At 44.3% G+C, this 12,632-nt stretch carries 12 protein-coding genes and 1 pseudogene; 5 read left to right on the forward strand and 8 right to left on the reverse strand.

The annotated features are described in order from the left end of the window. Positions 1 to 15: 15 nt before the first annotated feature. From arsA to ABLU86_RS14900, 4 genes are all read left to right on the forward strand, one after another. Complete coding sequence (gene arsA, locus ABLU86_RS14885; RefSeq protein WP_348796200.1) at positions 16 to 1,767, forward strand: arsenite efflux transporter ATPase subunit ArsA; 1,752 nt, start codon at positions 16 to 18, stop codon at positions 1,765 to 1,767. 47 nt (positions 1,768 to 1,814) lie between these two features. Further along, the gene (gene arsB, locus ABLU86_RS14890) at positions 1,815 to 3,104 is read left to right on the forward strand and encodes an arsenite efflux transporter membrane subunit ArsB (protein ID WP_348796199.1); all 1,290 of its coding nucleotides are present in this window, start codon (positions 1,815 to 1,817) and stop codon (positions 3,102 to 3,104) included. Positions 3,105 to 3,116: 12 nt separating this feature from the next. Further along, positions 3,117 to 3,542, forward strand: a complete 426-nt coding sequence (arsC, locus tag ABLU86_RS14895) for a glutaredoxin-dependent arsenate reductase (RefSeq protein WP_348796198.1) — start codon at positions 3,117 to 3,119, stop codon at positions 3,540 to 3,542. Between the two features lie 367 nt (positions 3,543 to 3,909). Then, positions 3,910 to 4,857 carry a hypothetical protein gene (locus ABLU86_RS14900; protein ID WP_348796197.1) on the forward strand — a complete coding sequence of 316 codons (948 nt, stop codon included), beginning with the start codon at positions 3,910 to 3,912 and terminating at the stop codon, positions 4,855 to 4,857. A 133-nt stretch (positions 4,858 to 4,990) separates the two neighbouring features. Here the strand turns inward: ABLU86_RS14900 and ABLU86_RS14905 are convergent, their stop codons facing one another. The 8 genes and pseudogenes from ABLU86_RS14905 to ABLU86_RS14940 all read right to left on the reverse strand — a co-directional run bounded on the left by ABLU86_RS14905 (position 4,991) and on the right by ABLU86_RS14940 (position 11,278). Continuing rightward, on the reverse strand, positions 4,991 to 5,452 hold the full coding sequence (locus ABLU86_RS14905; RefSeq protein ID WP_348796196.1) for a hypothetical protein: 462 nt from the start codon (positions 5,450 to 5,452) through the stop codon (positions 4,991 to 4,993). 214 nt (positions 5,453 to 5,666) lie between these two features. Then, complete coding sequence (locus ABLU86_RS14910; RefSeq protein ID WP_348796195.1) at positions 5,667 to 5,924, reverse strand: hypothetical protein; 258 nt, start codon at positions 5,922 to 5,924, stop codon at positions 5,667 to 5,669. Positions 5,925 to 6,425: 501 nt separating this feature from the next. Continuing rightward, positions 6,426 to 7,478 carry a hypothetical protein gene (locus ABLU86_RS14915; RefSeq protein ID WP_259118642.1) on the reverse strand — a complete coding sequence of 351 codons (1,053 nt, stop codon included), beginning with the start codon at positions 7,476 to 7,478 and terminating at the stop codon, positions 6,426 to 6,428. 141 nt (positions 7,479 to 7,619) lie between these two features. Next, positions 7,620 to 8,990 (reverse strand): FRG domain-containing protein, encoded by a 1,371-nt coding sequence (locus tag ABLU86_RS14920; RefSeq protein ID WP_348796194.1) that lies wholly within the window; start codon positions 8,988 to 8,990, stop codon positions 7,620 to 7,622. Positions 8,991 to 9,435: 445 nt separating this feature from the next. Then, positions 9,436 to 9,645: pseudogene (locus tag ABLU86_RS14925) on the reverse strand (IS3 family transposase); the annotation flags it as partial. 62 nt (positions 9,646 to 9,707) lie between these two features. After that, positions 9,708 to 10,283 (reverse strand): hypothetical protein, encoded by a 576-nt coding sequence (locus ABLU86_RS14930; protein ID WP_057067453.1) that lies wholly within the window; start codon positions 10,281 to 10,283, stop codon positions 9,708 to 9,710. Positions 10,284 to 10,385: 102 nt separating this feature from the next. Further along, the gene (locus ABLU86_RS14935; protein WP_023233126.1) at positions 10,386 to 10,592 is read right to left on the reverse strand and encodes an AlpA family phage regulatory protein; all 207 of its coding nucleotides are present in this window, start codon (positions 10,590 to 10,592) and stop codon (positions 10,386 to 10,388) included. A 98-nt stretch (positions 10,593 to 10,690) separates the two neighbouring features. After that, the gene (locus ABLU86_RS14940; protein WP_025760239.1) at positions 10,691 to 11,278 is read right to left on the reverse strand and encodes an inovirus-type Gp2 protein; all 588 of its coding nucleotides are present in this window, start codon (positions 11,276 to 11,278) and stop codon (positions 10,691 to 10,693) included. 436 nt (positions 11,279 to 11,714) lie between these two features. Between ABLU86_RS14940 and ABLU86_RS14945 the strand changes: the two genes are divergently transcribed. Next, positions 11,715 to 12,626: a hypothetical protein gene (locus ABLU86_RS14945; RefSeq protein WP_348796193.1), complete on the forward strand. Its 912-nt coding sequence runs from the start codon at positions 11,715 to 11,717 to the stop codon at positions 12,624 to 12,626. The last annotated feature ends 6 nt before the right edge of the window (positions 12,627 to 12,632 follow it).

The following is a 12,632-nucleotide window of genomic DNA, read 5'->3' on the forward strand; positions in this document are numbered from 1 at the left end:
ATGTCAGGAGGACATATGAAATTCTTACAGAATATCCCGCCTTACCTGTTTTTTACCGGTAAGGGAGGTGTAGGAAAAACGTCCATTTCCTGCGCGACGGCTATCCGCCTTGCCGAACAGGGTAAGCGGGTTTTGCTGGTCAGTACCGATCCGGCCTCCAATGTCGGCCAGGTATTCGATCAGGCTATCGGTAACACCATTCACCCTGTAACGGCAGTTCCTGGGCTTTCTGCTCTGGAGATTGACCCGCAGGAAGCTGCCCAGCAATACCGCGCCAGAATCGTTGATCCTATCAAAGGTCTTCTGCCTGATGATGTTGTTAACAGTATCAGCGAGCAGCTTTCAGGAGCCTGTACAACTGAGATTGCAGCGTTTGATGAGTTCACCGGCTTATTGACAGACGCTTCCCTGCTGACCCGCTTTGATCACATCATTTTTGATACAGCGCCGACGGGCCACACGATTCGCCTTCTTCAGCTTCCCGGTGCCTGGAGTAGCTTCATTGAAAGTAATCCAGATGGTGCTTCCTGTCTTGGCCCAATGGCCGGGCTGGAAAAGCAGCGTGAGCAGTATGCTCATGCAGTAGAGGCGTTATCCGATCCTGAACGTACCCGCCTGGTTCTGGTTGCACGACTGCAAAAATCTACGCTGCAGGAAGTCGCCCGCACCCATGAAGAACTGGCTGCAATTGGCCTGAAAAACCAGTATCTGGTGATTAATGGTGTGCTGCCTAAAGCCGAAACTGAATATGACGCCCTGGCCGCTGCGATATGGCAACGTGAGCAGGAGGCACTGGCAAATCTTCCTGCCGGTTTATCTGAGCTACCGACAGATACCCTATTACTACAGCCAGTCAATATGGTTGGTGTTTCAGCATTGAAGGGACTGCTGGATACCCGTTCTGAGGCATTACCGCTCCCGGTAACGAACGTCCTGTACACGCCTGAAAACTTATCGCTCTCTGGCCTGGTCGATGATATCGCTCGCAGTGAACACGGCCTGATTATGCTGATGGGCAAAGGTGGCGTAGGGAAAACCACGATGGCTGCTGCCATCGCCGTCAGGCTGGCAGACATGGGATTTGACGTGCATCTCACGACCTCTGATCCTGCTGCGCACCTGAGTACAACGCTGAACGGCAGCCTCAAAAACCTGCAGGTCAGCCGCATCAACCCTCACGATGAAACCGAACGCTATCGCCAGCATGTTCTTGAGACGAAGGGAAGAGATCTGGACGAAGCAGGGAAACGGCTACTGGAAGAGGATTTACGCTCTCCCTGTACTGAAGAAATTGCCGTGTTTCAGGCCTTCTCCCGCGTGATTCGTGAAGCGGGTAAGCGCTTTGTTGTTATGGATACCGCCCCTACCGGACACACGCTGTTGCTGCTGGATGCGACCGGGGCTTACCACCGAGAGATTGCCAAAAAAATGGGGAGTAAAGGTCATTTTACTACCCCCATGATGCAGCTTCAGGACCCGGAACGAACCAAAGTTCTGCTGGTTACGCTTCCTGAAACCACACCGGTGCTGGAAGCGGCAAACCTGCAGGCTGATCTTGAAAGAGCGGGAATTCATCCGTGGGGCTGGATTATCAATAACAGCCTTTCCATTGCGGATACGCGTTCTCCGTTGCTTTGCCAGCGCGCTCATCAGGAACAGCCTCAGATTGAGGCTGTTAAGAATCAGTACGCTAACCGTATAGCGCTTGTTCCGGTGCTGGCGTCAGAGCCCGCTGGTATTGAAAAGCTCAGAGAGTTGATGAGTTAATTTTTTTGCATATACAGGGCGGCAAAGTCGCCCTGTCAGGAGGTTTTATGTTACTGGCAGGCGCTATTTTTGTCCTGACCATTGTTTTGGTTATCTGGCAACCAAAGGGATTAGGGATCGGCTGGAGTGCAATGCTGGGCGCGGGCCTGGCTCTGATATCTGGCGTTGTGCATGTGGGCGATATTCCGGTGGTGTGGAATATCGTCTGGAACGCGACGGCGACCTTTATTGCCGTAATTATTATCAGCCTGCTGCTTGATGAGTCCGGCTTTTTCGAATGGGCAGCGCTGCACGTTTCCCGCTGGGGTAACGGTCGTGGACGTTTGCTCTTTACGTATATCGTTCTGCTCGGTGCGGCGGTGGCGGCACTGTTTGCCAACGATGGTGCGGCACTTATTCTGACGCCGATAGTCATCGCCATGCTGCTTGCATTAGGGTTCAGCAAAGGCACCACGCTGGCATTCGTCATGGCTGCCGGTTTTATTGCCGATACGGCCAGCCTGCCGCTTATCGTGTCGAACCTGGTGAATATAGTCTCGGCGGACTTCTTTGGACTGGGCTTCACTGAGTATGCGTCGGTAATGGTGCCGGTTGATATTGCCGCTATTATCGCCACGCTGGTGATGCTGCATCTGTTCTTCCGCAAAGATATTCCACCGACTTACGACCTGGCTCTCCTGAAAGCACCGGCAAAGGCGATTAAAGATCTGGCAACCTTCAGAACCGGCTGGATAGTTTTAATTCTTCTGCTGGTTGGGTTCTTTGTCCTCGAGCCGCTTGGTATTCCCGTTAGCGCGATTGCGGCTGTTGGAGCTGTGATCCTGTTTGCAGTAGCTAAACGAGGCCATGCCATTAACACCGGCAAAGTGCTGCGCGGTGCGCCATGGCAGATCGTCATCTTCTCATTGGGAATGTACCTGGTGGTCTACGGTCTGCGCAACGCCGGGCTAACCGAATACCTTTCCGGTGTGCTGAACGTACTGGCGGATAAAGGACTCTGGGCTGCGACGCTGGGTACTGGCTTCCTGACGGCTTTCCTGTCTTCCATCATGAACAACATGCCTACCGTGCTGGTTGGCGCTCTTTCTATCGATGGAAGCACCGCAACAGGCGTTATCAAAGAAGCGATGATCTACGCCAACGTGATTGGCTGCGATCTGGGCCCGAAAATTACACCTATTGGTAGCCTGGCAACGCTGCTCTGGCTGCATGTCCTTTCACAGAAGAATATGACCATCACCTGGGGATACTATTTCCGCACCGGGATCGTCATGACTCTGCCTGTGCTGTTTGTAACGCTGGCCGCGCTGGCGCTACGTCTCTTTTTCACTTTGTAATGAGATACTGATATGAGCAACATCACCATTTATCACAACCCAGCCTGCGGCACGTCGCGTAATACGCTGGAGATGATCCGCAACAGCGGTAATGAACCGACAGTCATTCATTACCTTGAAAATCCACCGTCACGCGATGAGTTGGTCAAACTTATCGCAGATATGGGGATTACAGTACGGGCGCTGCTGCGTAAAAATGTCGAGCCTTATGAAGAACTGGGGCTTGCCGAAGACAAGTTTACTGACGATCAGTTAATCGATTTTATGCTTCAGCATCCGATCCTGATTAACCGCCCGATTGTAGTGACGCCACTGGGAACTAAACTTTGCCGTCCTTCGGAGTTGGTTCTGGATATCATTCCGGAACGTCAGAAAGGAGCATTTAACAAAGAGGATGGTGAGAAAGTCATTGGCGAAACGGGGAAGCGTGTTAAGTAATCTGCCCACTTTAAAATATCGGACGCCTGTTAACACTATGCGGGCGTCCACCTTTCGCTCATAGCAGACTTCGCAACGCTTCAGGCGGCCCGCTTTGTGCCAGAAGCGGACGTTGGCCTTAGTATATTCTCTTAATCTTGAGATGTTTTAGATATGGGAATTTTCTAATTACTTAAGTAAAACATTTGGTTTTTAAAGGTGTATAAAGTCTGATTGCCCCAGAAAATTACTTTAGTTCCTTAATTTCGGGGCATCGATAACGATTGACAATAGATTGAATTACTACTGTTTAATTGAGAACTAAGCTGGAAGCAAAAACATATAACGTTTATAATCAGTTTTTTAAAATAAAAGATGGAATATGTATATGTATACCTCTCTGAATTTTTTAAAGTTAGTGTACCCGCCAATATCAAATCAACTTGCTGAGTGGCTCTCAGAAATAGACTCGGTACGAGAATATGTTAAGCATAGCAAGTTTTATATGTTAGCCCAGCGACATGAATTATTTTTTTCAAATTACGGGGTAAATCAAGATCTTCGAGAGTTCTATTTTGACCTAGAGTGTTCATCAGTTAAAGTTACAGGGCTTTCAGTCTCAATTAATCAATTGATTGGGGATTTTTTCGACGAAATAGAAATTGAGATAGGAAAGCAACATGTCAGGATATGGGACATACAAAATAAAAAAGGCGAACCGCTTTATTGGGCCACAACAGATAAAATTCTGTATGATTTTTGGCGTAAAAGAATAAATATCAATGGATTGGATAACGTATTGCCATTTACGACCTTTGACCTATATTACGTAGGTATATCTAAAGATAATGATAGTTTTAGCCGTCTATTTGACTCTGGGCATAAAAATAGACTAAAAATTCTGTCGAATGAAACGCAGTATACCCCAACAGCTAGGTTAACAGATGAGTTGTACATATTTCTCTTCGATATTGAAGATCTAAGTGTTAAACAACTCAATATTGATGATTTTGACATCCCGTGTTCTTTGGATAAGAAGAGATTGGTCGCTGATGCAGAAAAGGCTTTTATAAAATTACTTGACAGTAAGTACAATCAAGTAAAGTATAAAAATTATCCAGCTGGTGACGATGGTCTTGCTAACGAGGGATTAACGAGCTACGGATATGTTATTGATGAAGATATTACATTCAAAACATCAACTGCAACTATAAGAGGTGCACATAACACATTTAATTCGCCTAGTAATCATCCAGATCTAATATCTATTGAAAATGACGAGGTTTTTTTCATTACTTCTGAAATGTTTGAAAGTATCAATAAAAATAATGCATAGCAAAAATATCATTTCTCCTGTGTTTTAGTTGCTAGAAGTATGATGTGCACTGTTGGTTTTAGCCATTTTCATACATCTAGCAGCTCTTTTTACTTCCAGTCACAATGTTCAGATTAACCATAGGTGTTTTACCCTATGGTTTTTCAATATAAAAATAATATGCATAATCTTTGTAATCTTCTGCATCGCACAATTCCTTGTAAATACTGATGAAATAAATAAAATCACCAAGCTCATTAAGCTCTTTTAGTTCTGCCTCAGGGAGAATTGTTAGAGCATTTTTTGCATAAAATTCTGTTGCTTCAGTTAACTTTTTTTTGTGATATTTAGCAATTTCTTGTAAGAGTCTTTTGTAGTTGAAAGTGTTTATCTTAACGAAATGTGCTATGAAATCTTCAGAAATACGTTCACAGTCAATTATTTCTTCTTCAGAATTTTCAATGAATATTTTTTCTTCGTTGAAGAGTTTTTTCGTTCCAGTTATAAATTTAATGTTATTTTCATATTTAAACTCGAATGTTTTTGCGGCGCTGTTATAAAAAACATGCGGTTTATTTTTGTCTATTTTATCTAAAATCAAGTTTGTTATATACATACTATTTCCTAGCATAAACTCATGTGAACAACCACACCACGATTGACTCTATATTGTTCAATGGCTATCGGCACTGTATTAGTAAAGCCTCTGCATTTGACAATTATTTCAGATGGCGGCGTCAGATTGTTTCTAAAAGCATTGCCTACTATCTGATCTAGCATGACACGATTCACTTTACGATCTTTGAATTCCAGTACTATTATCAACATGATTAATAATCATTGTTCAATAAAATTTCTTTTACGATTGTATGAATCTTTTTTTCAGCCGCTGGTGTTTTTGCTTCGATTTTAATTATCAAATCTAAACCCCCATCAGGACCTTTTTTATCTAAAATAAGCGGGCGGCCAGCAAGATCCTCGAAACGAACTGTTGTAAAACCTTTGAATCTATTGAAAATTCTCTGTACCTGATCAAATTGGAAGTCATATCCTTCTTCTGATCGAGATTTCTGGCTATCAATTCCCATGAAAGGCCTCTCTAAATTTATGATTGATATAACTATGCTTTGAATAGTTCTTTTTTGCAATAATCCACAATAATGTAAGTGCGGTACTCAAACGAATCATACCTTTTTAGCGCTCTTCCGACAAATGTAATGTGCCCATGTGAGCTCGACGTCCGCTCCTCGCTCAAAGCTGTCCTTGGGCCTAACCTACGATAGCTTCGTGCCAGAAGCGGACATTACTAAGATAGTAACGTATCAAACGGTGGGACAAGTCATGCCAAGTGCGGAAGTGGCTAACAACCATCTGTGTTGTTCAACGGGGAACAGGTCATTCCATTGGCCCGATCATTTATGTTGTGCTGACGCTTAGGTGATAAAAAGCCGCCTATGCCCGTCTATCTTTGGGGATCCGCAATGAAGTTGATTGTGAGGTTATTAGGCTAGGTCTTCTCATTTATAAGTTGGTGAAGTAGCAACGAATTAGCGAGCGACTTATCCCGATTAAATGTCTCACTATTACTCTTAATCGGTAAATTCATAGTTTGGCTGCATTGAGAAACGCCACAGAGGCAGGCCTCCCCCTTTGTAATCATCAGGGATGGTTACCGTGAAAAGTCTGACATTCTGCCGGGTGTCAACTGACCTGACCTGGCTGTCGTGCACAGTCTGCTCGTTAAAGGCCGACGTGACCAGCGAACTCAGCGTGCCTATAAAGTCGAAACCCTGTCTTTTGTAATTTTCGTCGTCTTCCGGGGAAAATGTGTATCGGATGCTCTCAAGCTGACCATCAGTGAATATTGCCTCCGAACCGGGGCAGAGCCACTCTCCGTAGCGCATCAGATGAAACGCCGTGTTCATTTCAAATTTATCCGTTACTTCTCTGTCATTGCAGTAAATTTTAATCCCGCCAATTGTAAAATGGGCGATGCCTTCGGGACTAACTGAAACTTCTTTGGTCCGGTCGGGGATAAGCTCAAAAACCAGATCGGGCTCTGTTGCTATCGATAGGTCGCCCAGCAGGTACATCTCACTTTTTGCGAGCGCCGAGGCCGGCGTCAAGGTATGTTCACGCTCTAGCTCCTTCATTGAGGAGCGTGCAACCAGCGCCCACCGGCGCAGCATCCTGATGTAGATGGCGTAATAAACTGGAATACCATGGAGCTCACCGTAATTTTCAACCTTATCACTGTACGATTTCTTCAGGCGATAATCGTCAGTCACGTCATCCGCGTTAAAGTTTTTTACTTCCACAAAGATCTGACGGCGATCCTTCAGTATAATGCGGTAGTCAGGTGCCACCAGATCGGGATCGGCTGACATCATGTCTCCGGCGTCTTCCTGTTTAAGAAACTGGCAGTGGTTCAGTGCGGCGCAAACGTGTTTAAATAGGTTTTCTATTCTTTTCCCGTTCAGCAGAATTGGATTCTGATGGGAAGCGATTAATGACGTGGTGACCTTTTGTATAAAATCATCCTGGTGCTCGGGGTTTTTAATATCGTAATTATAGATCTGGCCCAACGAGGAAAAAAGCTCAAAGGGTTCAAATCGTTCGGGATTCCTCTTGATTCTTTCCATTAATGACTCCGCAGCTAATAAATACAACGAAATGAGATCACTTGTTTCTCTGAAGTTACCTGAAAACTGCATTCTGCACGGCGATTAAAGCGGCTATGGGCCCATGCTGGCACACAGCCGTGCCGTGCGACTAGAGCGCTATCAGATTCGTCCATCGTATAGTTTTGCAATTTCCGTAGCCGCCTTCTCAATACCGGGGTACACCGTGCTTTCGTTAATGCCAAGGCGGCTCAGTTGCTGCATCAGATGCTCTTTGTTTCTAATAACAAGCTTTTTGATGTTCAGCGTACTGAGTCCCGTTTCCGGTAGGTCTACGTTTTCACCAAAGAGCAGGAAAGCGCCTGATTGGGACGAAATACGTGCGTTACTGAGCCGACCTTTGACCACAACAATTTTACTTAGATGGGCCGGATCGATGATACTTTTGAAATAGGACTTTTCATCGCGGATCAGGTGTAGTAGTTGTCCGCACTCTTCAGATTCGTTAAACGCCGGAATGGTGAGATTAGTTTTCAGGCTGCTTTTGAAGCGAGAGGGAAGACGGGAAAGATTGGCTATGCAACTTACGGTATCCGAGTCGAAAAACTTAATTTCACTTTTGGGCGTCGTCAGAATAATGACGTTCCCGTCAATTTCATGATTATTTTCATCGTGCTTGATTTTAGAACAGGCAAAATATAGTGCGATCAAGGGGTTTGTTGATACATCAAGCAGGCGTGTGGGTAGGCCATAGTGTTGCATGCGCACGAGTTTATCTAGCATATACCGATCGTCTTTGAACTCGGCGGGCTGCACGGTCAGCAGCTCTGTTATCATGTCCGATTCGTGATGGCGGTAGCGATAGTTACCCTGAGTATCCTTGCGGAACAGTGAGGGTTCCAGTTGGTAGCTGATGTCCGAGTGACCGCGGTAAAATACCTCTTCATCGTTTCCCTGTGTATGATCGAGTATCACCTGCAAGTATTGATTGATATCCGCAATGATCTCTAGTTCTTCATTATTCTCCGGTGCTTCCGCACTCGCTGCTGCGGGCTCAACATTAGAATAGCCTTCAAGGCCTAAAACACGCAGAATCTCATTTACGGCAATCTCTTTGACCGCCCAGAACGTTCTGTTTAGTCCGAAACTGCCCAACTCCAGCTCACTTACGTACTCTTTATCGCTGGTTAAGGGCTTGTAGCCGATATCACTGGTAATTTCATACTCAAACGCTAAAACTTTTTCTCTGTTATACACGGACGTACTTATCTTGCTGATTTTTCCTAAGCGGATGTGGCTGAAATAACCTATTTTTTCATTATCTTCATCGAATTCAATTTCCGGCTCGGACATAAATACAACGGGCAGTTCCTGAAGAAAATGATAGGTTTTTTCAGTCAGGGGAAGCAATCTGCTTCTGAGGGACTCTGGCGTGGATTCGAAGAGTCGCGACACTGGGAAAGAGTCATGGCCGCTGGGTTCAGAAAAAAAAGTGTAGTAGTTGGGGTTTCCGACAACGATAAGATTCAGCATACTTGCGATCCTCGCATAAGTTAAGTTTCGCTCTCATAATGCCAGACTTGATAATTATTTAAACATCAGCACTGCTGTTTATATTTCACACCTTTTTGATCCGAAACAACACTGCCATCGGTAAGCCTGGATGATACATTCTGAAAATTCATCAGAAAAATTTACATCACGCTTTACTCCTGACGTATATCAGCACTAGCGTGCCATTGCGCACGCGCTAGCTATTTAGTAGCGCATTTCGCCGGAAAGAGATTCCGTAGTCAATGACTATATTTCGCTCAATGCGGACGAGCTAACCGAGCTTTAGGTCCACTGTGAACGAGGATCTGACCCCTCAGGCAATCCACTGCTGCCAGATACGGATGTGACCTGCTCCAGCACCCTGAACCGAAGTAAAAAGGTTATCCAAATTAAAAGTGGATATCATTGTGGATGAAGTGGTCAACTAAAACTGACCACCGCTAGAGTTTTTCCAATATCGGTTTTCCGATTCGTTTGGGGGTAACCCACCGTTATATTCATGCGGCATGAGCGCGCTGTAATATCCAACGATATAGTCCGTTATGGCGTGAGCTGCATCGCTGAAGCTTGCGTAACCCGCCACCAGTACCCAGTCGTTCTTCAGACTCTTGAAGAAGCGTTCCATTGGACTGTTAGGGGGAGGAGCTCTGCTTTTTTTCTAGGAGTAAAGCGGTTCGGCACAGATCGGAACTGATATTAGTGGCCGGTAAATAGCAGATATTCATCCATCATTTGCGTGAGGGATATATTTTCCTCCTGCCGTCCAACCAGCCACAAGCCTAGATCTTCAGGTGCCTTACGTTTCAGGTTATCCAACCAGTCTTCCAGCGTCGCACCCATCATCAAATCGTACCAACATAGCCAGACCAGTTTGTGGCGATGCTCCGGTGAACTGAATTGGTGTAACAGGCTAATCAGCCTATTTGCCAGTGGGCGTTGTTTGAGGCGGATACATTCACTCAGTAATATCCCTTCCAACATTGGGTGGTGCAGTAAAGTTTTTTGCCTTGTCTCAAGGCTGATTTGCATATCAGTCAATACCGACACTGGCTCTGGATGCTGACTTCCGTAAATCAGTCGGTAAAGGCATTGTGGTACCACTGCAGTCATCTGCCCTACGCCGGGAAAGTACAGACTGCCCACCATCAGATGGTGGCTGGCCTGAATATTGGGATGACACATGCCATTTATGATGGCCAGTTTTGTGAACCCGTTTAGCCAGCGTTGATAGCTGACTAGCAAACTGTTATATCGCGTCTTTGTCTCTTTCATGGTGGATTATCCCTGAATACTGAATGACAGGCAGCCGCAAACCTCCGCTATGAGAGGATAAAGCGTTTGCCTGTCAGGAAAGTGATATGTAAGGAGAGGTATCTAGCTGAGTGATTCGTCGATTCTCGCCTGAAGCCAGGCTTCAACTTCACTTTTCCGCCAACGGGAGCTGCGACCAAATTTGGTGGGTTTTGGGAACTTACCGTCCTTAATAAGTTTGTAAAACCATTTATCGGTCAACTGGGTGAGTTGCGTAATGAAAGCCATATCGATGAACTGGTCTTCGAGCAGGGAAATTTGAATAGTCATGATTTTATTCTCCGGTATCTGAATGGAAACCGGAGAAGGTCTTATTTTTGTTACTTCCCGCTCCGGCATAGGTACCGGTGATGGCGTAAAAAAAAGTATTAGCTTGGTATATATTTTCTGGGTCTTCCCTGTCTTGCAGGTAGTGGGACCTCATTGCATCCCCAGATCGGATAACTATATTTCTGGTCTTCTTTTGTCAGGTAACTGGCTATACGTCTTAGGCTGTTTAGGGCTTCATGATTGTGATATTCAACAACTTTGTTAATGTTATCCCGATGATATTCATTTGGCTTACATCGCTGAGATTTACCTTCGCCATGGGTAATCTCTAACCACAGTTCTTCTGCCTGTAAAATGAACGGGAATGATTTCTGATGTTCCTGAGCATTAAGATAGAAAATCGCATGGGCATGCACCGCACCTTCTGAAGTCCATTCCAGTACCCAAAAAATACCAGTGACGCCTGGAAGGTTCATCATCGCCTGAGTGAGTTCTCTAAGGTCGTCCTGTATTTCGGCGGAGGAATTACGAATGAATCGGTTAGTACCCCGCTGATAATCAAAATCCATTCGAAACGCCAGTATCTTGGCGTGACATGCCAGGATCTGATTGAGATGGTGATTAATCAAATTCAGCAGGAAGTCGTTAGGGATGATTTTCTTTAAATGTGGGTAATGTCTTTGCATTGCTCTGTTCCTTTGGATGTATTCAAAGGAACTAGTGCATCTGTTTTTTCTGTCAAGCAGGGTTCAATCACTTATGACGGATATCTATCATCCCGAGGTTGGGATGTTAGATTGAGATCTGCTTTCTATAATACCAATTAACCTTAATTATGTTTTAACCTGATAGACGCCTCCATTTTTCTACAGTTTTCACATTCATATAGCCCGCTATCCTTGACTGTCTTAGGTGAGAGCAGAGCCAATTTTCAGTATTTCCGTGAAACGCTCTATATGACTTACGTCAAAGTTTCTCAAACATGCCTTGAAATCAAGGCAAGAAATGCAGGTGGAGAGGCTTATGATAATCAAAATAAGAACGTAGTATACCACGTAGAGTGCTACGTCTTTTTCTACGATTGTTGTTACGTTTGAGGTTATGATGAGTACAGAAAAACTAGTGACCCGACTCTGGATAAAAAGAGTAAATTTATGGCTTTTTCGGGATATTTTTCACTCTGAGCTAATGCATGTTGATGAGTCTCGCGAATTAGTGGAAAGAGTAGATAATGCCACTCTTTTCAAAGAGTCTTGCGTTAACTATATTAATAAAAAAGAAATGGTTAAATATTGGAGTGCGGAGGAGTTTTTTGAAAAGAGTAAGCGAGAGGTTGAGGGTAAGTTAATACCTTTTAGTGAACTTGAGTGGATCGATTGTGAACGTTCGTTGTCATTTGTTGCTAATTATATTCATGCCGAATATAAACTATATGCCAACAATAACAATCCCTCTCTTCTTGATATCGATTTGCCTGAATGGAGCCTTGGTTCTGATAAGGGTGGCGTAAATTATGAAGGGTTAATTCTTTTGATCGATTATCAATGTCGTGTCTCAAGCTTTAACCATATCCGCTCCAACTTGGAGCGTTTGAAAAGGTCATGGCTCCGTATCCAGAAAAAATTTAGCAATCCGTTCTGGTTCTCATCAACTAGACATGATGCTAAATACCTGGCAGATTATCAGTGGGTGATGTCTTACTTCGATAAGAATAAAATGATTAATGGTAATGTGGATTTTTGGTTTGTAAAGAGTATGAATCTGAAAATTCATTCAATCTTTGATCAATGGGTTGAAAATAAGTCCGATCCTGAAGTTGAGTTGTTTATTATAAAAATAAAAAAAGCATGGAGTCAGAAAAAATTCAGAGATGGTGTTGCAAACAAAAAGGTTCTCAATACCTATATTAGCAAAGGCAGTAAGCGACAGCTTGATTATTTGACCAGTAAAAATGAAATGAAAATCAATGAATTGATTGAGATGCTGATCAATGATGCATACGCAAAAGCTAAACTGAAAAGTTGGGAAAATTAAAAAAGA

The sequence above is a fragment of the Klebsiella sp. JN_Kp121 genome, assembly GCF_040062145.1.
GTDB lineage: Bacteria > Pseudomonadota > Gammaproteobacteria > Enterobacterales > Enterobacteriaceae > Klebsiella > Klebsiella aerogenes.